Below are 25,188 nucleotides of genomic sequence, written 5' to 3' on the forward strand. Positions count from 1 at the left end.
GCATGGATGCACTGATCTACTCCGCGATGAGCGGCGCCGAACGGTCCCTGCGGGCCCAGCAGGTGCATGCGAACAACCTGGCGAACCTTCAGACCAGCGGCTTTCGCGCCGACCTCGAATTGGCGACCAGCCAGAGCGTGGACGGTTTCGGCTACGACGCCCGGCACATGAGCCAGCTGCAGGCCAACGCGGTGAATACGCGCGCAGGCACCCTGGCGCCCACCGGGCGCGACCTGGATGCGGCCATCAGCGGCGAAGGCTTCTTCACCGTGGCCCACGGCAATGGCGAGGCCTATACGCGCAGCGGTGCGTTCGCGCTCGACAGCAGCGGCACGCTGACCCTCAACGGCCGGGCGGTGATCGGCGACGGCGGCCCCATCGTGCTGCCGCCCGCATCGCGCATCGCCATTGGCGCAGACGGCACGATCTCGGTGCAGCCCAACGGCCAGGAAACAATGCAGCCCGTCGACCGCCTCAAGCTGGTCAAGCCCGCTGCCAACGACCTGACCAAGAACGAAGCGGGCCTGATCGTCGGCCGTGCGGGCGTGGCGCTGCCCGCGGACGACACCGTGCAGGTGCGCAGCGGCCACCTTGAAAGCAGCAACGTGTCGGCGGTGGAAGAGATGGTTGCCACCATGACGCTCAGCCGCGATTTCGAATTCCATATGAAGCTCTTCAAGGCCGCCGACGACATGGCGGCCAACGGCAACCGGCTGTTGCGAGAGTAAACCCAGACACCCCCTCAGGAGAAAACCATGAACCCAGCCATGTGGATCAGCAAGACCGGCGTGCAGGCGCAAGATGCCAAATTGCAGGCCATCGCCAACAACCTGGCCAACGTCAACACCGTCGGCTTCAAGCGCGACCGCGTCGTCTTCGAAGACCTCTTCTATTCCGTCGAGCAGCAGCCCGGCGCCCAACTGGACAACAACCGCACCTCCGTCTCGGGCGTGCAACTGGGCAATGGCACGCGCATGGTCGGCACGCAAAAGCTGTTCACCACGGGCAATATGCAGACGACCAACCAGGCGCTGGACGTGGCCATCACCGGCAACGGATTCCTCCAGGTGGAGATGGCCAGTGGCGAATCCGCCTACACGCGCGCCGGCCAGCTTTCCGTGAATTCCGAAGGGCGCCTGGTGAATGCGCAGGGCCTGCCACTGCGTCCCGAAATCACCGTTCCGGCCAATGCCACGGCCATCTCCATCGGCGAGAACGGCGTGGTTTCGGCCACCGTGCCCGGCACGACCACGCCCACCGAGCTGGGCCAGATCACGCTGTCCCACTTCATCAACCCCACCGGCCTGCTGGCCCTGGGCGACAATCTCTACAAACAGACCACCGCCAGCGGCGCACCGACCGAGGGTAACCCCGGCGAAGACGGCCGTGGCAAACTCAAGCAGGGGACGCTGGAGGGCTCGAACGTGCAGGTGGTGGAGGAAATGGTCGACATGATCGCCGCTCAGCGCACCTACGAAATGAACACGAAGGTACTGTCGGCCGCCGACGGCATGCTGCAGAACCTGGTCCAGGCAGTGCGCTGATGCAAGGCTGCAAGGCAATCGCCGCGTCGCTCGCCTGCCTGGCACTGGCCGCCTGCGAAACGGTGGCCACAGTCCCGCCCTCGGGTCCCGCGGAAGCTCTCGAGTTCGCCACTGCGCCCCTTGCCGTGCAGCGAGGGCAGTCGGGCGGCGTATTTTCCCCGCTCGCGTTTTCTTCACTGACCTCGGACAGCCGGGCGTTCCGGCCCGGCGACGTGCTCACCGTGGTGCTGCAGGAAACCACCCAGGCGAGCAAGAAAACCGGCACCAGCACCGGCAAGAACAGCAGCGCCTCGGTAGCGCCCAGTGTGCTGCTGGGCAAGACGCTCAAGACCGACATCGGCATCGATGCCCAGCGCCACTTTGACAGCAGCGGCTCCAGCATGCAGCAAAACACCCTGCAGGGTGCGATCACCGTGGTCGTGCAGGAGGTGCTGCCCAACGGCTTGCTGCAGATTCGCGGCGAAAAAAGCCTGACGCTGAACCAGGGCGAGGAATTTATCCGCGTCAGCGGTTACGTTCGCGTCGCCGACATCGACACCGACAACCGCCTGTCGTCGCAGCGCATCGCCAATGCGCGCATCGTGTATTCGGGGCGCGGTGCCTTGGCCGACACCCAGCGCCAGGGCTGGCTGATGACGTTCTTCAACGGCCCCTGGATGCCTTTCTGAGCTTGCAAAAGAAGTTGCCATGAAATTGTTGCGCCTTGCCCCCTTTCTATTGACGCTGTGCCTGTGCGCCGCGCCGGCCCTGGCGGCGCAAAGCCTGCGCAACCTGGTGCAGGTCGAAGGTGTGCGCGAGAACCAACTGGTCGGCTACGGCATCGTGGTCGGCCTCAATGGTTCGGGTGACAGCACCCAGGTCAAATCGGCCGGCCAGTCGGTCACGAACCTGCTCAAGCAGTTCGACGTCAAGCTGCCCGAACGCACCGACTCCAAGACCAAGAACGTGGCCACGGTGATGGTCAGCGCGGTCTTCCCGCCGGGCTACCGCAGAGGCCAGACCATCGACGTCACCGTGTCGTCGCTGGGCGACGCCAAGAGCCTGCGCGGCGGTGCGCTGCTACTGTCGCCCTTGCGCGCGGCCAACGGCGAGGTTTATGCGCTGGCCCAAGGCAACCTCGTGGTCGGCGGCCTGAACGCCCAGGGTGCCAGCGGCTCCAGCGTGACGGTGAACACCCCCACGGCCGGGCGCATTCCGAACGGCGCCACCATCGAGCGCGAAATCGAGACAGATTTCGACACCCGGCCCACCGTACGCCTGAGCCTGCGCCGCCCCAACTTCGAGACCGCGACGAATATCGTGGCATCGATCAACCGGCGCTTCGGCGCCGTCGCCACCACGCGCGACGCCACCAGCGTGGAAGTGCAGGCCCCGCAGAACCCGACCGAGCGCGTCGCCTTCGTGGCCCAGCTGCAGGCGCTGAGCGTCAATGTCGGCATCGAAACCCCCAAGGTCATCTTCAACTCCAAGACCGGCACCGTGGTCATCGCCCAAGGCGTCACGGTGCGGCCGGCCGCCGTGTCGCATGGCGCGCTCAAGGTGGTGATCAACGAGCAGCCCCAGGTCAGCCAGCCCGCGCCGTTCAGCCAGGGCCAGACCGCGGTCACGCCGCAGTCGCGCGTGAGCGTAGAGCAAGGCAATGGGCGGATGTTCAACTGGCCCACCAGCACCAAGCTGCAAACCATCATCGACACCATCAACAGCACCGGCGCCACGCCCGACGACATCATGGCCATCCTGCAGGCGCTGGACCAGGCCGGCGCCATCGACGGCGAACTGGTCGTGATCTAAGACTCTCCATGAACGAACTGCACCCCCAGCCCTTTTCACTGGCCCCGGCCGCCAGCGCGACCGAGCCCGCCATCCGCGAAGCGGCCAAGGCCGAGCAGGCCGCCGTCAAGTTCGAAGGCCTGTTCATCGGCGAAATGCTCAAGCAGATGCGCCGCAGCGCCCGCGAGATCGCTGGCGAAGACGGCATGTTTAAAAGCCCGACCCACGGCAGCCTGCTGGAACTGGCCGACACCATGGTGGCCGACGCCATGGCCGGGCAGCGGGCGTTCGGCATTGCCGACGTCATCCTGCAGCAGCTGCTCGCACCGGCCGATCCGGCCACAGACGGGCCGCTTAAGTTTTCGCCCGCCACGGCCGCCTTGAAGCCTTAAGGCCACCCAGGCCACCTTTTTCAGAAAGCGCCCATTCCATGAGCATGATCAACAACGCCCTGTCCGGCACGCTGGCGGCGCAAGCGGCCCTGACCGTCGCCAGCCAGAACGTCGCCAACCTCATGACGCCGGGCTACACCCGCCAGGGCATCCTGCTGACCTCGGCCCAGCCTTCGCGCTCGGGCCCGTTCGCGGCCGGCGACGGCGTCAACATCCCGTCGCTGTTCCGCTTCAGCGACGACTACAAGAACCTGCAAATGTGGAACGCGGCCTCCAACCTCGGCCAGCACGCCACCACCCAGCCCTACCTGACCCAGCTCGAGCAGGTCATGGGCGACGACAGTGCCTCCATCAACAGCGGCCTGGACGCCTTCTTCAGCGCCCTGAACGCGGCCAGCGTGGAGCCCACGTCCAGCCCGCTGCGCCAGCAGGTCATCAGCTCTGCCGAGGCCCTGGCCCAGCGCTTCAACAGTCTCAACCAGGTGCTCTCGGGCCAGCGCGCATCGGTTGCGCAGCAGCGCAGCACCACGGTGGCCCAAGTCAATGCCCTGGCCACCGACATCGCCAAGCTCAACGAAAAGATCGCTTCCGCCTCGGCCACAGGGGCCAGCCCGTCCGGCCTCATGGACGAGCGCGACAACAAGATCGACGCGCTCGCTGCCCTGGTCGGAGTCCAGGTCGTGAACCAGCCCGATGGCTCGCGCAGCGTCTCGCTGCGCGGCGGCCAGCCCCTGGTGGCGGGATCGATGGCGGCCACGCTGGAAGTGAAGCCCCTCACTGGCGGCGGGCAATCGCTGGTGGTCCAGTTCGCCACCCAATCCTTCGGCGTGACCGGCACCGACCTGGGCGGCCAGCTCGGCGGGCTGGCCAGCTATGAAGACAAGGTGCTGGTGCCCCTGGCCCAGTCGGTCACCGACATGGCCGGTGAGATCAGCAAGAAGTTCAATGACACGCTGACCGCTGGGTACTCCATGGGCAGCACGGCGGCCACACCGGAGTCCGGCAAACCGCTGTTCGTCTTCAATGCCAGCAGCACGTCCGGCATGCTGCAGGTCACGGCCGGCCTCACGCCACAGGACCTGGGCTTTTCTGCTGACCCGGCACTGCAGGGCGACAGCGCCAACTTGCTGCAATTGATCGACCTGAAGAACCAGCCCATTGCAGTCGGCACCCTGGGCAGCGTGCTGATGGGTGACGCCTACACGCAACTGGTCAGCAAGCTGGGCACGGACAGCCAGCAGAACCACAGCGCGCTGAGCGTGACGGAAACCGTGCGCAACTACGCCGTGGCCAACTGGAAGAACACCAGCGGGGTGAACTCTGACGAAGAGGCCATAAACCTGGTGCAGTTCCAGCAGATGTACCAGGCCAACATGAAAGTCATTGCCGTTGCCAACCAGCTGTTCGACAGCACGCTGGCCATGATGAACTAAGGGCAGAACATGCGCATCGCCACCACCCAGTTTCACGCCACCATGAACACGGCGCTGCAGAACGCCAATGCCCGGCTGGAGCATGTCATGCAGCAAATGTCCTCCGGGCAGCGCCTGCTGCAACCCTCCGACGACCCGATCTCCAACGTCCGCCTGTCGCGCATGGCGCGCGAGGATGCCGCGCTCACGCAATACCGCGACAACATCAGCGCGCTCAGCACCCGCCTCATGCAGAATGAAACGGCGCTCGGCAGCATGGTGCAGGACATGCTGCAGGTGCGCGATCTGCTGGTGTGGGCCCGGGACGGCAGCAACACCTCGGAAGACGTGAAGGCGATGGCAAGCTCTCTGACGGCCCTGCGCGACAGCCTTTTCTACAGCAGCAACAGCAAGGACCAGGAGGGCCGCTACCTGTTCTCCGGCACGGTCAGCGCAACGGACACGGTCACCTACGACGATACCCAGCCCCTGGGCGCCCGCTATACGTTCACGGGCAACACCGCGCCGCAACAGGTCGTCGTGGGCCATGGCATCACGCAGACGGCCAACGTCACGCTGTCTGAGATGGCCGCTCTGCTCAATTCACTGGACCGCACGGCCACCACCCTGCAAACCACCGGAATGAACACCGGCGATACCGTGGGCGACACCATCAAGGCCCTGGACGATGCGCTCTCGTCGGTCAGCGGCAAGATCGCCGGCCTCGGCGGCACCCAGAACATCCTTGCCACGCTGGACAGCAACCACGGCAACGTCAGCGTGTCGAACCAGCAGGCCATGATCACCCTCGGGCAACTGGACTACGGAGAAGCCGCCACACGCCTGTCGGGTTACAGCACGGCGCTGCAAGCCACACAGAAGGCCTACAGCAAGGTCAGCGGCCTGTCGCTGTTCGACCTTCTCTGACCGCGCACCCCGCCTCCGCCTCCATGCAGCTCACGCCCCTCTCCAGCGCAGACCGCTCTCCCTCCCTGCAAGCCCAGCTTCCAGCCACCGGCGCGGCGCAGCGCTCCACTGTGCCAGTGGCACCGACAATGCCGGCGGCACCGCTCCTGCGGAGCATGGCTGCCCCCACACCACGGCAGGGCCTGGGGGTCTGGGCGCCGGAGCTCAACGCAAAGGTGGCCAGCGCCCAGCAGGCGCTGGCCTTTCTGGATGAGCTGTCGTCGCAACTGCAGGACGTCAAGGCCCAGCTCAGCCTCAAGCTCGCCGGCAGCTACGTGCGCGAAGGCGCGCTGGAGAAACAGCAGCACCGCCTCGCGCAGCTGTGGAAGGACCGGGCCGAGCACAGCGGCCACCGCCTGGACGCCCAGCTCGCGTACAGCGGTGACACTCCGGCGCGGCAGCGCTTTCGGATTCGCGGCCTGGACCAGCAAAGCTTGCAGGCCAGCGGCCAGGAGACCCTGGTCTTTTCACTCAACGGGGCACCCCGGCACACCATGTCGCTGCGGATCGAAGCCGGCCTGCCACCGGCCGCGCTCGCAGGCCGGTTCAACCGGGCGCTGGTTCCCGCCGGCATCCAGGTGAGCCCCAACGCCCAGGGCCAACTGGATTACTTCACCGTACCGGAGTCGCAGTGGCCGCAGGTGCGCGACAGCCTGGCCATCAAGGGCGATGGCAAGCGTTTTCCCACCGGGCAGTTCGCACGGGTACGGGCGGAGCCCGAGCCGGCCATCATCGATCCGGGCGCCTGGGAGCTCGACGGGCCGAGCGGCCTGCGCCAGGCCTTGCCGCAGATCGTGCGGGCAGCCCAGCAGAGCGATGCCGCCCGCGCCGAGGTCCTGCGCTCCCTGGCCGATGCAGAACACTCGCTCAGCCGCCCGGAAACCGCCGGCGACGTCGCTGCCGTGCGGGCGTTCGCGCAGTCCTTCGAGGAGCAGACGCGGACAGCCAACTACCCCATCCTGTCGGCTGTGTCCCCCAGCCTGCTCGGCCTGCCCCGCTACCGCATCGACAGCCTTCTGGCGCTGCCATAACCCGGGCGCGTGGCGCCCACATGGCCCCTGGTCCCGGCCTCCCCTTTTGCTTGCGCCCCTCCGGTGCCTGCAAAATCCCCGCCACAATCACGCCATGGACGCCACCACCCAACTCAATGAACGCAGTCTCTCCGATGTCTGGGACGAACTGCACAACCAGTCCACCAACGGCAACCCGCTGGAGGCCAATTCCAACCGGCTCGCCTTTGCCGACCCCGAATTCCTGTTCCGGCGCGAGACGCGCGGCATCCGCTTGCAACTCGAATTGCTCAAGCCCGAGCTGGGCCAGGCCGAACAGGGCATCCAGAACACCATCGTCGTCTATGGCAGTGCGCGTTTTGTGGCCCCCGACGAAGCCGCGCAGCAGTTGGCCCAGGCGCAGGCCAGCGGCGATGCCGAGCGCCTGGCGCTGGCAGAGCGCGCCGTGCGCAATGCCGGCTACTACAACAAGGCGCGCCAGTTCGCGCGCCTGGTGGCCGAACACAGCAACCGCCAGCTCCCTGACAACCGGCTCTACATCTGCACCGGCGGCGGCCCCGGCATCATGGAGGCGGCCAACCGCGGCGCCAGCGACGAAGGCGCACTCAACGTGGGGCTCAACATCACGCTGCCGCACGAGCAAAGCGGCAACCGCTTCATCTCGCCCACGCTGAGCTTCAAGTTCCACTACTTTGCGCTGCGCAAGATGCATTTCATGATGCGCGCCAAGGCCCTGGTCGCGTTTCCAGGCGGTTTTGGCACGCTGGACGAGCTGTTCGAGGTGCTGACCCTGGTGCAGACCAAGAAGGCCAAGCAGCTGCCGATCGTGCTGTTCGGCACCGCCTACTGGAAACGGCTCATCGACTTTGACGTGCTGGTCGAGGAAGGCACCATTTCGCGCGAAAACCTGGAGCTGTTCCGGTACACCGACGAGCCACAGGAGGCCTGGCGCTGGATCCGCGAGTTCTACCAGCTCGCCAGCTGATTTCCGTTCCAGATCAACCGTGCTCCGTGCCGGCTTCGCTGGCGGGCATCAGTCCCGCGCGCGGGCCGGCGGCCGCAGCAGCCAGGCCAGCCGCGATCCCAGCCCCACGCCCGTGCCCACCACCCAGAACAGGCCCGCCACGCCGATCAGCGCGCCGGCGGTGCCAAACAGCAGGGGCATCATCACGCTGGAGGCGTTGATGGCCATGAGGCGCAGGCCCAGGGCCTCGCCGTGCCGCTGCTCGGGCGTGATCTGGTGCAGCATGCTCATGATCATCGGCTGCACCGAGCCCAGCGACAGGCCCAGCAGCACCGAGCACAGGCCCATCGACCAGGCCGTGGTCAGCAGCGGATAGACCGCAAACAACGCCGCGGTGGCGACCATGGCGCCGGCGATCACCGCCCATTCGCGCAGCCACTGCGCCACCAGCGGCATCGCCATGCGCACCAGCGCCGCGGCAATGGCGAAGGCCCCCAGGATGGTGCCGATGACCGACGCGCTCAGTGCCCGCTCGTAGCCCAGCAGCGGCACGACGAAGGTGTGCACGTCCCAGCAGGACGACAGCACCCAGTTGACCAGCATCAGGCGGCGAAAGCGCGGCTCGCGCAACAGGTCCCACACGCGCTGCTGCGGCCCGCCCGTGGCGGCGATCACGGGCGGCAGCTCCACCGTGTGGCGCACCCAGAACCAGGTGGCCAGCGGCAGCACCGCCAGCAGCGCGAACGCCCAGCGAAAGCCGCCGAGGCTGCCGGCGGCGCTGCCCGCATGGTCGATCATCAGGCCGGCAAAGAAGGGGCCGATGAAGTTGGAGATGGCCGGTCCGATCGCCAGCCAACTGAACACCTGCTTGAGTTGCGTGGCGCTGTGGGCGGCCCGGCCGACGTGGCGCTGCAGCGCGATCGTGGCCGCACCCGTGGCGCCGCCCGTGAGCAAGGCCGCCGCGCACAGCACCTCGAACACCGGAAATGCCAGCGCGAGCCCCGCGCCGCTGGCGGCCGCCACCACGCAAAAGCCCACCGGACGGCGCAGTCCATGGCGGTCGGCATAGCGCCCCGCGGGCAGCGCCAAGAACACCTGGGTCAGCGCAAACAGCGCCAGCAGCACGCCCACGGCCGCTGCGCTGTAGCCCGCGCGCAGCGCCAGCAGCGGCGCAGCCATGCGCATGCCGGCCATGCAGGCATGCACGCAGACCTGTCCCGCGATCAGACGGGCCAGCGCGGCGTTCATGTCACTCGCCTTCGCTCGGCGAAGGCGCGGCCGGCATGGCCGTTTCGGGCGCGGCGACCAGCAGCCCGCCCTCTTCAGGGGCCGGAAGGGCCTGCACGTCGCGCAAGCGCCGCTGGATGGCGCGCGTGCGCACCCCCACCTCGTCAAACTTCTTGGCGGCCGCGTCGATCGACTTCTTGGTGGCCTCGACCACGTCGCCGAACTTGGCGAACTCGGTCTTGACCTGGCCCAGCATGTTCCAGACTTCGGACGAGCGCTTCTCGATCGCCAGCGTCTTGAAACCCATCTGCAGGCTGCTGAGCATGGCCGCCAGGTTGGCCGGGCCCGTGATCATCATGCGGCAGTCGTTCTGCACCGCCTCGACCAGGCCGGGGCGGCGCATGACTTCGGCGAACAGCCCTTCGGTGGGCAGGTAGAGCACGGCGAAGTCGGTGGTGTGCGGGGGCGAGACGTATTTGCCATAGATCTTGCGCGCTTCGAGCTTGATCGAGGTCTCGAACGCATTGCCGGCCGACGCAATGGCCGACTTGTCGGCCGTGTCGTGCGCGTCCATCAGGCGCTGGTACTGCTCCACCGGGTACTTGGAATCGATCGGCAGCCACACCGGCTGCTCGTCGCTCTGGCCCGGCAGGCGGATCGCGAACTCGACCAGCTCATCGCTGCCCGGCACGGTCTTGACGTTGCGCGCGTACTGGCCGGGCGTGAGCACGTTCTCGATGATGGCGCCCAGCTGCAGCTCGCCCCAGGTGCCGCGCATCTTCACGTTGGTCATCACGCGCTTGAGGTCGCCGACGCTGCCGGCCAGCGTCTGCATCTCGCCCAGGCCCTTGTGCACCTGTTCGAGCCGGTCGCTGACCAGCTTGAACGACTCGCCCAGGCGCTGCTCGAGCGTGGCGTGCAGCTTTTCGTCCACCGTGCGGCGCATTTCTTCGAGTTTGGTCGAGTTGTCGGCCTGGATGGCGGCCAGGCGCTCGTTGAGCGCCGTGCGCAGCTGCTCGGCGTTGTGCTGGCTGCCCTGCACCAGCCCGGCGAGCTGCTGCGAGACCGCGTCCTGCAGCACCGAGAACTGGTTCTTGATCTGGTGGCCGTTGCCTTCGAGCTGGTCCTTGAGCGCCGTGGACATGGTGCCGAGCTGGCTCTGGATGTCGCCCTTGAGCGAGTCGAGCGTCTGCCGCGTGGCGCCCGTGAGCGCCTCGAAGCGCTCCTGGATGCGCTGCTCGAATAGCTGCGTGCTCTCGGCCATGGCCTGGCGCGACTTCACGCTCTCGGCCGCCAGCGCCGCCGTGGTCTGCATCAGCTCGGTGCGAAAGCCCGCCAGGGTGTCCGACAGCTCGGCACGCCCGGTGCGCGACTCGGCCACCGCCTGCGCCAGGCGCTCGTCCACCGCATGGCGCAGCGAATCGAGCGTGCCCTGCATGGCCTGCGTGGAGCCGCGCAGCTGCTGGCCCATGCCGTCGAGCGCGCCGTCGTTCTTGGCCACCGCCAGCTGGGTGGACTGGGCCGTGGCTTCCAGGGCCTGCAGGCGCGCTCCCCATTCGGGCGGCAGTTCCACGCGCGGGCGGCGCCACAGCAGCAGCGCCAGCAGAACGACCACGAGCAGCAGCAGGGCGGCGAGAACGAGGGTGTCGGTAGTCAAAGGCAGTTCACTCTTGTTTCAATAGCTGTCAACGCATGCCCCATAAGGGCTGGAGGCATATTTGACTGCCAATTATGCAATTCAGTCGCCGACGCGGTTCACGGGGGTGAGCGCGCCGCGCCCGTCAAAGAACGCGATCAGGTTTTCGGCGGCCAGGTTGGCCATCGCCAAGCGCGTGGCCACGGTGGCGCTGGCGATGTGCGGCGTCAGCACGACGTTAGGCACCGTGAGCAGGTCGGGGTGCACGCTGGGCTCGCCCTCGAACACATCGAGCCCGGCCGCCGCGATCTGGCGCGTGCGCAGCGCGTGCGCCAGGGCCGCGTCGTCCACGATGCCGCCGCGCGCGATGTTGACCAGCGTGGCCGTGGGCTTCATCAGCGCCAGCTCGGCCGCACCGATGGTGTGGTGCGACTCGGCGGTGTAGGGCAGCACCAGTACCACGTGGTCGGCGCTGCGCAGCAGCTCTTCCTTGCCGACATAGCGGGCCTTGCACTCGGCCTCGAGTTCGGGCGAGAGCTGCGAGCGGTTGTGGTAGACCACGTCCATGCCGAAGCCGTGCGCGCCGCGCTTGGCAATGCCCTGGCCGATGCGGCCCATGCCGATGATGCCCAGCGTGCTGCCGTGCACTTCGGTGCCGGCGAACATGTCGTAGCTCCATTTGTTCCATTTCCCGGCGCGCAGGTAATGCTCGGACTCGGCCATGCGCCGCGCGGTCGCCATGAGCAGCGCGAAGCCGAAGTCGGCCGTGGTCTCGGTCAGCACATCGGGCGTGTTGGTGCCCTGCACGCCCGCGGCGGTCATGGCCTCGACGTCGAAGTTGTTGTAGCCCACGGCCATGTTGGCCGCGATCTTCAGGCGCGGGCAGGCGGCGATCAGTTCGGAGTCGATGCGCTGGCTGCCGGTGGTGAGGGCGCCATCCTTGTCGGCCAGGCGTTCGGCCAGCTCCTGTGGCGACCAGAGGGCGTCCTCGGGATTGGCTTCGACTTCGAAGTGCTGCGCGAGCCGCTCGACCACTTCGGGAAAGATCGCACGGGCGATCAGGATGCGGGGTTTGTTCATGGCGGGCTTTCTTTCAGTTTCAGCGGAACCAGACGAAGGTCATCAGGATGAACAGCGGCACCAGGATGCCGCAGGACCACAGCATGTAGCCGAAGAAGCTCGGCATCTTGACGCCGCGGTCCTCGGCGATGGCCTTGACCATCAGGTTGGGCGCGTTGCCTATGTAGGTATTGGCGCCCATGAACACGGCGCCCGCCGAGATGGCGGCTAGCGTGGGCGCCAGCGTGGTCATGAGCTCGGCCGGATTGCCGCCGGCGGTGTTGAAGAACACCAGGTAGGTCGGCGCGTTGTCGAGGAACGAGGACAGCAGCCCCGACGCCCAGAAGTACATCGCCGGATCGGGCGCGCCATCGGGGCGCGTGACGGCTGCGACGATGGCGCCAAAGGGCCCGCCCACGCCGGCCTTGAGCATGGCGATGACCGGAATGATGGTCAGAAAGATGCCGGCGAACAGCTTGGCCACTTCCTGCATGGGCCCCCAGCCGAACTGGTTGTCGGCATGCACCTGCGCGGGCGTGAGCCACAGCGACACCAGCGTGACGATGACCAAGCCCACGTCACGCACCAGGCCCGGCAGGCCGACGGGCGTGCCCGCGACGTCGAACACCACGGGCGACTTCCAGAAACCGCTGAGCAGCACCAGCGCCACCACCACGCCCAGCAGCGCGAAGTTGACCTTGCCATCGAAGCCGATCGTGCGCGTGTCGGGCGTCGGGTCGCGGCGCTGCCCGCCGCCCTGGCCTTCGCGGCGGAAGTACCAGGTGTCGAGCGCATAGAACAGCGCCAGCAGCACGCCGACCAGGAACAGCGTCTCCTGGAAGATGTGGGCCACGGTCCAGAAGAAGTCGACGCCCTTGAGGAAGCCCAGGAACAGCGGCGGGTCGCCCAGCGGCGTCAGCGAGCCGCCGGCGTTGGAGACGATGAAGATGAAAAAGATCACCACGTGCGCGCAATGCTTGCGCTGGTCGTTGGCGCGGATCAGCGGGCGGATCAGCAGCATCGACGCCCCGGTCGTGCCCATGAAGCTGGCCAGCACGGCGCCGATGGCCAGGATGGCGGTATTGAGCCCGGGGCTGCCCTGCAGGTTGCCGCGGATGTAGATGCCGCCCGCCACCGTGAACAGCGCCGTCAGCAGGATCACGAACGGAATGTATTCGGCCAGCAGCGCATGCACCAGGCTCGCGCCGGCCGCCGCCGGGCCGAAGACCGCGGCAAACGGCAGCAGAAAGGCCAGCGCCCAGCCCGCCACCACCTTGCCGTAATGGTGGTGCCAGAAAATGGGTGCCAGCAGCGGCAGAAGCGCGATCGACAGCAGAACGCCGGCAAACGGCACGCCCCACCACAGGGCCAGGCGGCTGCCATCGATGTCGGCGGCCAGCGCCAGGCCGGGCAAGGCCGACAGTGTGGCCATGAGCAGCCAGCGGAAATGCTTCATGCGTGGGTCTCCCTCGTTATATTGAAAACAGGCGCACGGAAATGGGCTGTGGACGGCAGGCCGGCGCGGCGTACCGCGCCACAGCATGCGCTGCCAGCGCCCCGAGCGCCTGGCCGCGTCGGCCGCGGGCAACGCGAAAGTGTAGGCCATGGCCCGGACACGCCAGGCCAATCGCAACGCGCCCTGCCCGCTGCGAAAAAAATATGGTCAAAACCGGCTTGAGCGCATACCCAGAATGTGCTGGCAGCTCCTGATACCAGAGCAAAATATCAGCCCGGCAGCACCAGCGCCTGCAACACGCCGTGCAGGCGCGGTGACAGCGCGGCGGGCCGGCGCGTGGCGCGGTCCACGTACACATGGATGAAATGCCCGGCCGCCGCCGTCAGCGCCTCGCCCTGGGCGAACAGCCCCACTTCATAGCGCACGCTCGTGCTGCCCAGGCGCGCCACGCGGATGCCCGCTTCCACCGTTTGCGGAAAGGCGAGCGGGGCAAAGTAGTTGCACTGCGTCTCGACCACCAGCCCGATGGTCCGGCCCGCGTGGATGTCGAGCGCGCCCTGCTCGATCAGGTGGGCGTTCACCGCGGTGTCGAACCAGCTGTAATAGACGACGTTGTTCACATGCCCATACACATCGTTGTCGGCCCAGCGCGTGCTGATGGGGCGAAAGGCGGCGTAGGCGCTGCGCGGCTGGGGCGCAGGGCGCGCCGGGGTCGCTGTCGTGTTCATGGCCGTGGATTTTGCCAGCGCGGCAACAGGCCCTCCGGCAAGGGACCGCAGTCCGTCGTTTTGACGTAACAAAGGACAGAAAACGTAATTTGTTGCAACGCAACAAAAAGTGCTTGCGTGTCGGCCACCGTCGCCCCTAGAATCCGCACTATGCTGCACTGCAACATGGCCCGGAAAGCATGCCAGCGCAGATATTTGTGAACCACAGTCGCTTTCGACTTTTCCTTTCTTTTGGAGATCTCACATGTCCCTGACCGCTGAACAAATCCTGGCCGCACACAAAGCCAACATCGAAACCCTGTTTGGTCTGACCAGCAAAGCCTTTGAAGGCGTGGAAAAGCTGGTCGAACTGAACGTGACCGCTTCGCGCGCCGCACTGAACGAGGCCGCCAGCCACGCCCAGGCCGTGCTCAGCGTCAAGGACGCACAAGAACTGATCGCCCTGCAGGCCGGCCTGTTCCAGCCCCTGGCCGAGAAGGCAGCTTCCTACAGCCGCCACCTGTACGACATCGCCTCGGGCACCGGCGGTGAATTCAGCAAGGCCGTCGAGTCGCAGACCGCCGAAGTGCAGAAGAACTTCGCCACCCTGGTGGACTCGGCGTCGAAGAACGCACCCGCCGGCTCGGAAACGGCCGTGGCCGTGATGAAGAGCGCCGTGTCGGCCGCCAACAACGCGTTCGAATCGGTGCAAAAGGCCGTCAAGCAGGCCACCGACGCCGCTGAAGCCAACTTCAACGCCGTGGCCACCACGGCCGCCGACGCAGCCAAGTCGGCTGCGGGTGCCCGCAAGCAGCGCTGAGCCATGCGCCTGTCCAGCCACAAGGCGCTGGACACAAAGCAGGGATTACCCTGATAATGCGAACACTGTCCCGGCGCCGCCGGGACCCCAGTTGTCTCCTCGGATCCTCTCGAAACACGGGTTTCAGGGATTCGTTCAAGCCCGGTCTCGACCGGGCTTTTTTTTGCGCGACCCAGGGACCGGGTGCCGCCGAAAAAACACAACCGCGCAGGCAGTATTGCGAATGGTTCGCGTTTGCTTTACCATTGCACCCGTTACCATTCCTCCTTCGCCCTTCCCATGAAAAAAATCTCCACGGCTGCCGCAGCAGCCTGTTTCCTGCTCGCAGCCAGCGGTTTCGTGCAGGCCCAAGAGAACGTCGTCAACCTCTATTCGGCACGCCACTACGCCACCGATGAAGCGCTCTACAGCGGCTTCACCCAAGCCACGGGCATCAAGATCAACCGCGTCGATGCCGACGATGCCGGGATCCTGGCACGCCTGAAGGCCGAGGGCTCGGCCTCCCCCGCCGATGTGATCCTGCTGGTCGACGCGGCGCGCCTGTACCGCGGCGAGGTCGACGGGCTGTTCCAGCCGATCAGGTCCAAGGTGCTCGAAGACGCCATCCCGGCCAACCTGCGCAGCCTGCCGGCCGCAGACGGCGGCATTTCGTGGTTCGGCCTGTCGACCCGCGCGCGCGTCATCGTCTACAACAAGGTCAAGATGAACCCCGAGGACGTGGACACCTACGAGGAGCTGGGCGACCCGAAGAACAAGGGCAAGCTGTGCATCCGCTCGGGCTCGCACCCCTACAACCTGAGCCTGTTTGGCGCCGTTACCGAGCACATGGGCGAGCAAAAGACGCAGGAGTGGCTCAAGGGCATGGTGGCCAACCTGGCGCGCGACCCCAAGGGCGGCGACACCGACCAGATCAAGGCCGTGGCGTCGGGTGAATGCCAGATCGGCGTGACCAACAGCTACTACCTGGCGCGCCTGATGCGCTCGGACAAACCCGAAGACATTGCCGTGGCCAACAAGGTCGGCGTGGTGTTTCCGAACCAGCAGTCGTGGGGCACGCACTTGAACATCGCGGGCGGCGCCGTCGCCAAGTACGCCAAGCACCGCGCCAACGCAATCAAGTTCATGGAGTACCTCGCGAGCCCTGAAGCGCAGAACTATTTTGCCAACGGCAACAACGAATGGCCCGCCGCCAAGGGCGTGGACATCGCCAACCCCGCGCTCAAGGCCATGACCGGCGGCAAGCCGTTCAAGAGCGAGACCATCCCGATCAGCGCCGTGGGCGCCAACATGACCAAGGTGCAGCAGATGCTGGACCGCGTCGGCTTCAAATAAGCCCTGCACCCCTCCCCGCGCCCGGCCCTGCCGGGCTTTTTTTCGCGTGCCGCATCCGCCATAATTTACGTTTACGTCAACGTCATTCACTGGAGATACGGCATGGACATTCAGGGCAAGGTATTCATCGTGACCGGCGGCGCATCGGGCCTGGGCGAAGGCACGGCACGCATGCTGGCCGCGCAGGGCGGCAAGGTCGTCATCGCGGACATGCAGGCGGACAAGGGCGCGGCGGTGGCCCAGGACATTGGCGGCGCCTTCGTGCGCTGCGACGTCAGCAGCGAAGCCGACGGCCAGGCCGTGGTGGCGCAGGCCGTGTCCCTGGGCAAGCTGATGGGCCTGGTCAACTGCGCCGGCGTCGCCCCGGCCGAAAAGACCGTGGGCAAGAACGGCGCCCACAGCCTGGCCGCGTTCAGCAAGACCATCGCGGTGAACCTGGTCGGCAGCTTCAACATGATCCGCCTGGCGGCCGAAGCGATGTCCCAGAACGAACCCGAAGCCACGGGCGAGCGCGGCGTGCTGATTTCCACCGCCAGCGTCGCCGCCTACGACGGGCAGATCGGCCAGGCCGCCTACAGCGCCTCCAAGGGCGGCATCGTCGGCATGACCCTGCCCATCGCCCGCGACCTGGCCCGCAGCGGCATCCGCAACATGACGATTGCCCCCGGCATCTTCGGCACGCCGATGCTGTTTGGCATGCCGCAGGAGGTGCAGGATGCGCTGGCCGCCGGCGTGCCCTTCCCGAGCCGCCTGGGCACGCCGCAGGACTACGCCAAGCTGGTGCGGCATATCTTCGAAAACGACATGCTCAACGGTGAAGTGATTCGCCTCGACGGCGCCATCCGCCTGGCGCCCCGCTGAAGGCCGGGCGGCGGGCCCGCGCGTGAACGGCCCCGCGCGCAGCAGGACATCCGGGGCACCCCTACAATCGCGCCGTGTCCGGTGGCTTGCCGGACACGACCGCTGGGGGTGTCGCCGGGATCTTTCGAGGACCGGGCGGCTGAGAAAGTCCCTTTGAACCTGTTGAGATCATCCTCGCGCAGGGAAGCCGGCCGCACAGCACCGCCCCGCCCACGGGCCGCCGTGCCCTTGGCCCGCCCCGCGCGCGCACCGCACGGAGCCTTTTCATGACACAGCCCGCCACCCCCGCCAACGAGGCGCTGGCCCCCATTTCCGCCGACCGGCGCGTGTTCCAGTGGCACGACCACGCCTCGCTGTGGTTCAGCCTGGGCGTAGGCCTGCTGGTGATGCAGGTGGGCGCCTACCTGATGCCCGCCATGGGCACGCAAGACGCGCTGCTGGCCATCGTGTTCGGCTCGCTGCTCGGCGCCGGCCTGCTCGGCTGGGTGGCCAAGATCGGCTGCGACAGCGGCCTGGCCAGCGCCGGGCTGATGCACGCGGTGTACGGCCGCGCGTTCGCGCGCCTGCCCATCGTGCTCAACATCGTGCAGCTGATCGGCTGGGGCACCTTCGAACTGGTGGTGATGCGCGACGCCACCGTCGCCATCGGCCGCCAGTCGGGCAGCCTGCTGGCGCCCCACTGGCCGGTGCTCGCCACGCTGCTGTGGGGCGGTGTCGTGACGCTGCTCATCAGCGGCTCCATGGTGCAGCTGGTGCGCCGCATCATCGCGCGCGTGGCGCTGCCATTGGTGGTGCTGTCGCTCGTGTGGCTGAGCTGGCAGTTCCTGTCGCTGGCGCAGGCACAGGGCCTGGCAGACCTCTGGCAGCGCCGCGGCGAAGGCGGCATGGGCGTGATGCCCGCGCTCGACCTGGTGATCGCCATGCCGATCAGCTGGCTGCCGCTGGTCGCCGACTATGCGCGCCACGGCACCAGCGGCCGCGCGGCGCTGCGCGGCACCTGGGCCGGCTATGCGCTGGCCAACATCTGGTGCTATGCGCTTGGCGTGCTCGTCGCGCTGGTGCTGCCCAGCCAGGACCTGGTGACCGCGCTGCTGCTGGCGCAGGGCGGGCTGATCGCGCTGTCGCTGATCCTCATCGACGAAGTCGACAACGCCTATGGCGACGCCTATTCAGGCGCCGTCTCGGCCCACGCCCTGCGGCCGCGCTGGAGCGTACGCCGCTGGGGCATCGCGATCGCGCTGCTGTGCACGCTGCTGGCGCTGGTGCTGCCGATGCACAGCCTCGAACCCTTCCTGCTGCTGCTCAGCTCGGTCTTCGTGCCGCTGTTTGGCGTGATCCTGGGGCGCCTGGCCTTTGGCGCCAGCGCTGCGGCCTTGCTGGCGCAGGCACGCCAGGCGCATGCCGCGCCGATCGCGCTGTGGCTGGCGGGCATCGCGTTCTACCACCTGGTGCCCCGACTCGCGCCGGCGCTGGGCTCGGCCCTGCCGACGCTCGCGCTGTGCTTCGTGCTGGCCTATGCCACGCGCACCCGGCCCGGCGCCGGCACGCTGGCCGCAGGCGCGCGGCAGGCCTGACAAGCGCGGCCCCGCGTCGGCCCCCCGCGCCCGCGCAGCGCTATTCAAAGATGAGCACTGTGCGCACGCTGGTCCTGGGATTCAGAGCAAAACCCACCTGAAACCCAAGCTGTGCCAGCGCCAGCAGCTCACTTTTTATCGAAAGTGCAGGAACTTCACCGGCAGCGCCCTGTCGGACCGGGCGCATGGATCCCATGCGTTTGTCTCAAAGGAGTGTTGTTCCCGTGCTGTTTCTGTCCCGCCGTCTCTCGCTTTCCGTGGCCGCCCTTGGCCTGGCTGCAGCCGCCGCCTTGTCCAGCCTGCCCGCGGCCGCCGCCGCACGCGCGCAAGAATTCGTCAGCGTGAAGGGCTCCAGCGTGAACGTGCGCGAAACGCCCACGACCCGTTCGGCCACGCTGTGGGAGCTGGCCTCGGGCTACCCGCTGCAGGTCCTGCAGCGCAAGGGCCAGTGGCTGCGGGTGAAGGATTACGAGGCCACGCTGGGCTGGATCCATGCCCCGCTGACCCACAAGGTGCCGCACATGGTGGTCACCGCCCACACGGCAAACCTGCGCGCGGGCCCCGGCCAGCAGCACCGGCGCGTGGGCCAGCTGGACCAGCACGAGGTCGTGAAGACGCTGAAAAAATCGGGCGATTGGGCGCAGGTGCAGCGCGAAGGCGGGCAAAAGGGCTGGATCGCGCGGCGGCTGGCCTGGGGCTGGTAAGCAAAGACCGGGCGGGCTCGCGGGCCCGCCAGCTCAATGGTGCAGCACGCGCTGCGCCACGGGCGCATAGCCGTGGTTCAGCGGCCCGTGCCCGTGCCCGGTGCACACCGCGGCGCCGGCGGCGATCGCGCCCAGGACGTAGGCGCGCGCCTGTTCCACCGCCTGCGGCAGCGGCAGGCCCAGTGCCAGGTGCGCGGCAATGGCCGACGACAGCGTGCAGCCCGTGCCGTGGCCGTTGTGCGTGGCAATGCGCGGCGACTGCAGGCGCAGCCGCCCCCCGCCGGCCAGCGCCAGCACATCGATCACGGTGTCGCCGGGCAGGTGCCCGCCCTTGAGCAGCACGGCCGGCGCGCCCAGCGCCAGCAGCGCGCTGGCCGCATCGTCGAGTGCATCGGCACCGTCGATGGTGCGGCCCAGCAGCAGCGCCGCTTCGTCAAGATTCGGCGTGACGACGGTGGCCAGCGGAAACAGCTCCTCCACCAGCACGCCCACGGTCTCCTGCGACATCAGGCGGTCGCCGCTGGTGGCGACCATGACGGGGTCGAGCACCACCTGCAGCATCTGGTGGCGGGCAATCGCCTTGACGACCACGCGCACCACCTCGGGCGAGTGCAGCATGCCGATCTTGACGGCGTCCACGCCGATGTCCTCAGCCACGGCGTCGATCTGCGCGCGCAGCATGTCGGGCGGAATGCCGTGGATGGCGCGCACGCCCTGCGTGTTCTGCGCGGTGATCGCGCTGATGGCGGTCATGCCGTAGCAGCCCAGCGCGCTGAAGGTCTTGAGGTCGGCCTGGATGCCGGCGCCACCGCCGCTGTCGGAGCCGGCAATCGAGAGCACGCGGACGTAGCGCGCGGGCCTGGCGGCCGGGAGGGTCGTTTGAGTCATGGCAAAAATTATGGCCTATGCGCCACATCAAGACGGGCGCTGGCGGCTTGTGCTGTAATTCTTGCCAGGACGAAACAGGGGTGTCCCGCCAGGCTGGCGCGGACTGAGAAACACCCTGGGGCCGAGCCAACGCAGGCCCCGTTACCCGATCCAGGTCATGCTGGCGTGGGGAGTTTCCAGCACAGGCGCCCGCCCGTTTTGTCCGTGCACCCACACCAACGGACAACGATGATTGCTCACCCTTCCTCTTTTGCGATTCTGGGCGCCGGCCTCATGGGCCGGCTGCTGGCGGTGTCACTGGCGCGTGCCGGCCATGCGGTGGCCGTGTACGAGGCGCAGGACGCCAGCGGCCAGGGCAGCGCCGCGCGCGTGGCGGCCGCCATGCTGGCGCCGCTGGCCGAGTCGGCCGTGACGGAGCCCGGCGTGGTGCGCATGGGCCAGCACGCGCTCACGCGCTGGCCACAGCTGCTGGCAGACCTGCAAGCGCCGGTGTTCTTCCAGCAAAACGGCACGTTGGTGGTCTGGCACCGGCAGGATGCACAGGAGGCGGCGCGCCTGCGCCTGCAGTTCGAGACCACGCACAGCGCGCTGCCGGCACTGCCCGCCATGCAGGCGCTCGACAGCGCCGGCATGGCGCGCCTGGAGCCGGCCCTGGCCGGGCGCTTTGCGCAGGGCATGTACCTGCCCGGCGAAGGCCAGCTCGACAACCGCCAGCTGCTGGACGCGCTGGCGCGCGAGATGGCGCAGCGGGGCGTGGCCGTGCACTGGAACACGCCGCGGGAGCCGGCCGACTTCGCCCCCGGCACGCCGGGCCAGCCCGACTGGCTGCTCGACTGCCGCGGCCTGGGCGCACGCGCGCAGTGGCGCGAGCTGCGCGGTGTGCGCGGCGAGGTCGTGCGCGTGCACGCACCCGAGGTGACGCTGCAACGCCCCACGCGCCTGGTGCACCCGCGCTACCCGATCTACATCGCGCCCAAGCAGGACCACCTGTTCGTGATCGGCGCGACCGAAATCGAGTCCGACGACCTCTCGCCCGCCAGCGTGCGCTCGGCGCTGGAGCTGCTCAGCGCCGCCTACGCCGTGCATTCGGGCTTTGCCGAAGCGCGCATCGTCGAGATCGCCACCCAATGCCGCCCCACCCTGCCCGACAACCTGCCCGCCATCCGCCAGACGGCGGAGCGCGTGCTCGAAGTCAACGGCCTGTACCGGCACGGCTTCATGATCGCGCCCGCCCTGCTCGACGTGGTGCTGGAGCTGCTGCAGACCGGACAATCGCCCCTGGCCAGCGCCTTCGACCTGGCCGTGGATTTACACAGCGCGACGAGCGCCCTCTCTTTGCCATGAACATCACCATCAACCAGACACCGCACCAGCTGCCCGACGGCGCCACGGTGGCCGACGCCCTGGCCGCCATCACGGCGCGGCCGCCGTTCGCGGTCGCCGTCAACACCGTCTTCGTGCCCAGCACCGAGCACGCACGCCACCTGCTGCAGGCGGGCGACCGCGTGGAAGTCATTTCTCCCGTCACCGGCGGCTAGCGCCGCGCATTGCCATGAACACCACCCCTTCTGACGACGCCCTGGTCCTGTACGGCCAGTCCTTCTCCAGCCGCCTGCTGCTGGGCACGGCTCGCTACCCGTCGCCGGCCACGCTCAAGGCCGCGGTGCAGCGCGCCCGCCCGGCCATGGTCACGGCCTCGCTGCGCCGCCAGGGCAGCGGCGATGCGGACGCAGGCCACAACAGCTTTTGGGAGCTGCTGCGCGAGCTCGACGTGCCGGTGCTGCCCAACACCGCGGGCTGCCACAGCGTGCAGGAGGCCATCACCACCTCGCACATGGCGCGCGAGGTGTTCAACACGCCGTGGATCAAGCTCGAAGTGATCGGCGACGACTACACGCTGCAGCCCGACACGCTGAACCTGGTCGCCGCGGCCGAGCAGCTCATCCGCGACGGGTTCTACGTGCTGCCCTACTGCACCGAAGACCTGGTGCTGTGCCAGCGCCTGGTCGACGTCGGCTGCCAGGCCGTCATGCCCTGGGCGGCGCCGATCGGCACCGGGCGCGGCCCCGTCAACCCCTATGCGCTGCAGGTGCTGCGCGAGCGGCTGGCCGTGCCGCTGCTGGTCGATGCGGGCCTGGGCCTGCCCTCGCATGCCTGCCAGGTGATGGAATGGGGCTACGACGGCGTGCTGCTGAATACCGCCGTGGCGCTGGCGCAGGACCCGGTCGCGATGGCCGGCGCCTTTGCCGACGCCGTGCAGGCCGGCCGCAGCGCACGCCGCGCCGGCGCCATGCAGCCACAGCACAGTGCCCAGCCCAGCACGCCGGTGCTGGGCACGCCGTTCTGGCACCACGAGCAGCCCTCGGCCTGAGACCCCAGCCATGATCGACACCGACACCCTGGCCCAGGACATCGTGCGCCACCACACGGGCACGTTCACGCCGAGCACGCCACAGCCCGTCCCGGCATCCGAGGGCACCTCTCCGGTGTACCGCGCGGCGCTGGCGGCCTGCAGCGCTCTCGGCTTCATCGCCGCCGATGCCCGCTGCCTGGCGCGCGCCTGGCAGGCCCGCGCCGAGCGCACAGGCGCTGTCGATGCCGCAACCTGGCCCGATGAGCCCCAAGACTTCGGCCTGCAGGCGCTGCCACAGCAAAACGCCTTCGCCGCGTGCCCGCGGGCGCTCGGCCTGTACGCGGTGCTGCCCGACGCCGCCTGGGTCGGCCGCATGGCGCGCGCCGGCGTGCCGACGGTGCAGCTGCGCTTCAAGAGCGAGGACGCCGCCACCATCGCGCACGAGGTGCAGGCCGCTGTGCACGCGGTGCAGGGCACGGGCGCGCTGCTGTTCATCAACGACCACTGGCAGGCGGCCGTGGCCGCGGGCGCCTATGGCGTACACCTGGGCCAGGAAGACCTCGACGCGATGCGCCCCGAAGACCTGGAGACGCTGGGCCGCGCCGGCCTGCGCCTGGGCGTGAGCACGCATGGCTATGCCGAAATGCTGCGCGCCGATGCCGTGGGGCCGAGCTATGTCGCCATGGGGGCGGTGTTCCCGACCACGCTCAAGCGCATGGCCACGGCCCCGCAGGGCCTGGGCCGGCTCGCCGCCTATGCGCGCCTGATGCAAAGCTACCCGCTGGTGGCGATCGGTGGCATTGGTGCCGAGCATTTCGCGCAGGTGCGGGCCACGAGCGTGGGCTCAATTGCGGTGGTGCGCGCCCTGGTCAATGCGCCCGACCCGGAGGCGGCAGCGGCGCAGCTGCAACGGGCGCTGCACGCGCCGCATTGAATACCCATGAAAACAGCCTCAAACGCTGATCTGGCAAGCGCTTGAAGCTACCAAAAACATAGTCCGCGCTGCAGTGCCGCGATGCGCTCAGCCGGGCTAGCGGTCGCCGAGGTCGAAGCGCGCTTCCACGCGGTCGCTGTGGGCGCCAAAGCCGCGCGGCTGCTCGCGCTGGGGCGGCGGCGTCACCGGCATCGCGGGCAGCTCGCTGCCGGTCAGCGGCGGCAGCGCCCAGTCGTCGGCGCCGGCCGGCTCGCTCAAATCGAGGTCCAAGTCCAGGTCGAGCGGGTCCGGCTGCGGCGCTGCCAGGGGCGCATCCAGGCCGAGGGCGGCATAGCCCGAATCGGACACCAGCTCCAGGTCGTAGTCCATCAGACTGGCGGGCACCGATGGCACGAAGAGCGCCGCAGCCGCGGCCGCCTGCGGAGTCAACCCGTGCGGTTCGGGCGCCGGCAGCGGTTCGGGGGCCGACACCGGCGTAGTGCGGGCCCTTGGCGGCGGCGCGCCGCGGGCCCTCGGTGGCGTGGTGCGGGCAATGGCGTACAGCAGCAGCAGATCGTCGTAGGCGGCCAGGTCGAAGCGCGCGGTGTCGGTGCCCTCGTGGCAAAACAGCAGGCCATCGAGCAGCGCCAGCACGGCGGCATCGCTCCACAGCGCCTCGATCTGCGCCAGTGCCTCGGGCCAGTCCAGCAGCGTGCGGCTGGCGCGGTGGAACACGCCGAACTCGGGAATCTGCGCGTTGAAATAGCGGTGGAACTGGTCACGCAGGCTGTTGAAATCGCCCACGCGGCTGAGCGAGTGGTAGAGCCGCAACAGCTCCAGATAGGCCAGCGGCGAGCTGCGCTCGTTGTCGGCGATGTGCCGCTTCATGACGCCGATGGCCTGGTCGTGCTCGCCCACCGAGACAAAGAACTCGGCCTGCTGCTGCAGGTCGAACAGGTCTTCGGGGTTGACCACCTCCGCCGGCGCCGCCGGGGCGCTGGCGGCCGGCAGCGGCCACGCCCCGGACGAGCCGGTCGCCGCGACCATGCTGCGCGCCAGGCCCATGCGCTCACGGGCCACCGGCGCAGGTTCGGCGGCTGGCGATGCCGGCTCCGGTGCCGCGGACAGGAGCGGCGGCGGCGGTGGCGGTGCGGTGGGCACGGCCCAATCGGCTTCGGCGGCGCTGGCGCTGGACGTCACCAGGCCGCGCCACGCCTGCTCGGCCCGCTGCGCCTGCGCGCGCGCGCGGGTCCACAACAGCCCCAGCACGGCCAGCGCGGCGGCCAGCAGGGCCACGAGGGCGTACACCACACTGGCAGAAAATCGCTCGTCCTGATCGCGGGCCAGACGCTGCTGCAACTCGGCCGCAGCAGCCTGCGCTGCGGCGGCGCGGGTGCGCGCAGCGTCCGCCTCGCCCTGCTGCTGGCGCAGGCGTGCGTTCGCCTCCTGCACCTCGGACACCGGTGTATTCAAGGCCTTCCAGAGCGCGGCAGCCTGGGCGCGCTGGGCGTCCGTCACCTCTGGCGGCGGCGCCGACAGCTGCGGCGACAAGCGCAGCGGCAAGGGGCCGGGCTCGCCGTTGTCGAGCCAACTGCCCAGC

25 protein-coding genes and 2 riboswitches are annotated in these 25,188 nt (G+C 68.2%); of the genes, 18 read left to right on the forward strand and 7 right to left on the reverse strand.

The features are described from left to right. The first annotated feature begins 2 nt into the window (after positions 1-2). The 9 genes from B2J89_RS06835 (at position 3) to B2J89_RS06875 (ending at position 8,079) form a co-directional block, all read left to right on the forward strand. Entirely contained in the window at positions 3-728 is a 726-nt protein-coding gene (locus tag B2J89_RS06835; protein ID WP_169168386.1) for a flagellar basal body rod protein FlgF, read from the forward strand. A gap of 27 nt (positions 729-755) precedes the next feature. Then, entirely contained in the window at positions 756-1,544 is a 789-nt protein-coding gene (gene flgG / locus B2J89_RS06840; RefSeq protein WP_169168387.1) for a flagellar basal-body rod protein FlgG, read from the forward strand. Further along, positions 1,544-2,212 (forward strand): flagellar basal body L-ring protein FlgH, encoded by a 669-nt coding sequence (flgH, locus tag B2J89_RS06845; protein WP_169168388.1) that lies wholly within the window; start codon positions 1,544-1,546, stop codon positions 2,210-2,212. Before flgG ends, flgH begins: the two co-directional genes overlap by 1 nt. Positions 2,213-2,231: 19 nt before the next feature. After that, positions 2,232-3,335 carry a flagellar basal body P-ring protein FlgI gene (locus tag B2J89_RS06850; RefSeq protein WP_169168389.1) on the forward strand — a complete coding sequence of 368 codons (1,104 nt, stop codon included), beginning with the start codon at positions 2,232-2,234 and terminating at the stop codon, positions 3,333-3,335. A gap of 8 nt (positions 3,336-3,343) precedes the next feature. After that, the gene (locus B2J89_RS06855; protein WP_169168390.1) at positions 3,344-3,706 is read left to right on the forward strand and encodes a rod-binding protein; all 363 of its coding nucleotides are present in this window, start codon (positions 3,344-3,346) and stop codon (positions 3,704-3,706) included. A 38-nt stretch (positions 3,707-3,744) separates the two neighbouring features. Beyond that, positions 3,745-5,139 carry a flagellar hook-associated protein FlgK gene (gene flgK, locus B2J89_RS06860; protein ID WP_169168391.1) on the forward strand — a complete coding sequence of 465 codons (1,395 nt, stop codon included), beginning with the start codon at positions 3,745-3,747 and terminating at the stop codon, positions 5,137-5,139. A 9-nt stretch (positions 5,140-5,148) separates the two neighbouring features. After that, positions 5,149-6,045, forward strand: a complete 897-nt coding sequence (gene flgL / locus B2J89_RS06865; RefSeq protein WP_169168392.1) for a flagellar hook-associated protein FlgL — start codon at positions 5,149-5,151, stop codon at positions 6,043-6,045. A 155-nt stretch (positions 6,046-6,200) separates the two neighbouring features. Beyond that, positions 6,201-7,115 carry a hypothetical protein gene (locus tag B2J89_RS06870; protein ID WP_169168393.1) on the forward strand — a complete coding sequence of 305 codons (915 nt, stop codon included), beginning with the start codon at positions 6,201-6,203 and terminating at the stop codon, positions 7,113-7,115. Positions 7,116-7,209: 94 nt separating this feature from the next. Next, complete coding sequence (locus tag B2J89_RS06875) at positions 7,210-8,079, forward strand: TIGR00730 family Rossman fold protein (protein ID WP_169168394.1); 870 nt, start codon at positions 7,210-7,212, stop codon at positions 8,077-8,079. Between the two features lie 48 nt (positions 8,080-8,127). Here B2J89_RS06875 and B2J89_RS06880 read toward each other — a convergent pair whose 3' ends face one another. From B2J89_RS06880 to B2J89_RS06900, 5 genes are all read right to left on the reverse strand, one after another. Then, complete coding sequence (locus tag B2J89_RS06880) at positions 8,128-9,306, reverse strand: MFS transporter (protein ID WP_169168395.1); 1,179 nt, start codon at positions 9,304-9,306, stop codon at positions 8,128-8,130. Position 9,307: 1 nt separating this feature from the next. Continuing rightward, on the reverse strand, positions 9,308-10,942 hold the full coding sequence (rmuC, locus tag B2J89_RS06885) for a DNA recombination protein RmuC (RefSeq protein WP_169168396.1): 1,635 nt from the start codon (positions 10,940-10,942) through the stop codon (positions 9,308-9,310). Positions 10,943-11,023: 81 nt separating this feature from the next. Further along, positions 11,024-12,001 carry a D-glycerate dehydrogenase gene (locus B2J89_RS06890; RefSeq protein ID WP_169168397.1) on the reverse strand — a complete coding sequence of 326 codons (978 nt, stop codon included), beginning with the start codon at positions 11,999-12,001 and terminating at the stop codon, positions 11,024-11,026. A gap of 19 nt (positions 12,002-12,020) precedes the next feature. Then, on the reverse strand, positions 12,021-13,436 hold the full coding sequence (locus B2J89_RS06895) for a sodium:proton antiporter (protein WP_169168398.1): 1,416 nt from the start codon (positions 13,434-13,436) through the stop codon (positions 12,021-12,023). A 269-nt stretch (positions 13,437-13,705) separates the two neighbouring features. Beyond that, complete coding sequence (locus B2J89_RS06900; RefSeq protein ID WP_169168399.1) at positions 13,706-14,164, reverse strand: thioesterase family protein; 459 nt, start codon at positions 14,162-14,164, stop codon at positions 13,706-13,708. A 244-nt stretch (positions 14,165-14,408) separates the two neighbouring features. Between B2J89_RS06900 and B2J89_RS06905 the strand changes: the two genes are divergently transcribed. From B2J89_RS06905 to B2J89_RS06925, 5 genes are all read left to right on the forward strand, one after another. Continuing rightward, on the forward strand, positions 14,409-14,963 hold the full coding sequence (locus B2J89_RS06905) for a phasin family protein (protein WP_169168400.1): 555 nt from the start codon (positions 14,409-14,411) through the stop codon (positions 14,961-14,963). Between the two features lie 279 nt (positions 14,964-15,242). Beyond that, the gene (locus tag B2J89_RS06910) at positions 15,243-16,295 is read left to right on the forward strand and encodes an extracellular solute-binding protein (RefSeq protein ID WP_169168401.1); all 1,053 of its coding nucleotides are present in this window, start codon (positions 15,243-15,245) and stop codon (positions 16,293-16,295) included. A 102-nt stretch (positions 16,296-16,397) separates the two neighbouring features. After that, complete coding sequence (locus B2J89_RS06915; RefSeq protein WP_169168402.1) at positions 16,398-17,156, forward strand: 3-hydroxyacyl-CoA dehydrogenase; 759 nt, start codon at positions 16,398-16,400, stop codon at positions 17,154-17,156. Between the two features lie 94 nt (positions 17,157-17,250). After that, a riboswitch (TPP riboswitch) is annotated at positions 17,251-17,358 on the forward strand. Between the two features lie 64 nt (positions 17,359-17,422). After that, positions 17,423-18,730 (forward strand): cytosine permease, encoded by a 1,308-nt coding sequence (locus B2J89_RS06920; protein ID WP_169168403.1) that lies wholly within the window; start codon positions 17,423-17,425, stop codon positions 18,728-18,730. Positions 18,731-18,987: 257 nt separating this feature from the next. Next, entirely contained in the window at positions 18,988-19,434 is a 447-nt protein-coding gene (locus tag B2J89_RS06925) for an SH3 domain-containing protein (RefSeq protein WP_371809045.1), read from the forward strand. A 33-nt stretch (positions 19,435-19,467) separates the two neighbouring features. Here B2J89_RS06925 and thiD read toward each other — a convergent pair whose 3' ends face one another. Further along, on the reverse strand, positions 19,468-20,322 hold the full coding sequence (thiD, locus tag B2J89_RS06930; protein WP_169168405.1) for a bifunctional hydroxymethylpyrimidine kinase/phosphomethylpyrimidine kinase: 855 nt from the start codon (positions 20,320-20,322) through the stop codon (positions 19,468-19,470). Positions 20,323-20,388: 66 nt separating this feature from the next. Next, positions 20,389-20,511: riboswitch (TPP riboswitch) on the forward strand. A gap of 39 nt (positions 20,512-20,550) precedes the next feature. Here thiD and B2J89_RS06935 point away from each other — a divergent pair. From B2J89_RS06935 to B2J89_RS06950, 4 genes are read left to right on the forward strand one after another with little or no spacing between them, the layout of a single operon-like run. Further along, positions 20,551-21,666 (forward strand): FAD-dependent oxidoreductase, encoded by a 1,116-nt coding sequence (locus B2J89_RS06935; protein WP_169168406.1) that lies wholly within the window; start codon positions 20,551-20,553, stop codon positions 21,664-21,666. Continuing rightward, positions 21,663-21,860, forward strand: coding sequence for a sulfur carrier protein ThiS (gene thiS, locus B2J89_RS06940; protein WP_169168407.1), 198 nt, complete (start codon positions 21,663-21,665; stop codon positions 21,858-21,860). The genes B2J89_RS06935 and thiS overlap by 4 nt, the downstream gene beginning before the upstream one ends. Before the next feature lie 14 nt (positions 21,861-21,874). Next, the gene (locus tag B2J89_RS06945) at positions 21,875-22,693 is read left to right on the forward strand and encodes a thiazole synthase (protein WP_169168408.1); all 819 of its coding nucleotides are present in this window, start codon (positions 21,875-21,877) and stop codon (positions 22,691-22,693) included. A gap of 10 nt (positions 22,694-22,703) precedes the next feature. Continuing rightward, entirely contained in the window at positions 22,704-23,609 is a 906-nt protein-coding gene (locus B2J89_RS06950; protein ID WP_169168409.1) for a thiamine phosphate synthase, read from the forward strand. A 96-nt stretch (positions 23,610-23,705) separates the two neighbouring features. Here B2J89_RS06950 and B2J89_RS06955 read toward each other — a convergent pair. Further along, on the reverse strand, positions 23,706-25,188 hold a 1,483-nt coding region (locus tag B2J89_RS06955; RefSeq protein ID WP_169168410.1), incomplete at its 5' end, for a hypothetical protein.

This window comes from Acidovorax sp. SRB_24, assembly GCF_012931925.1.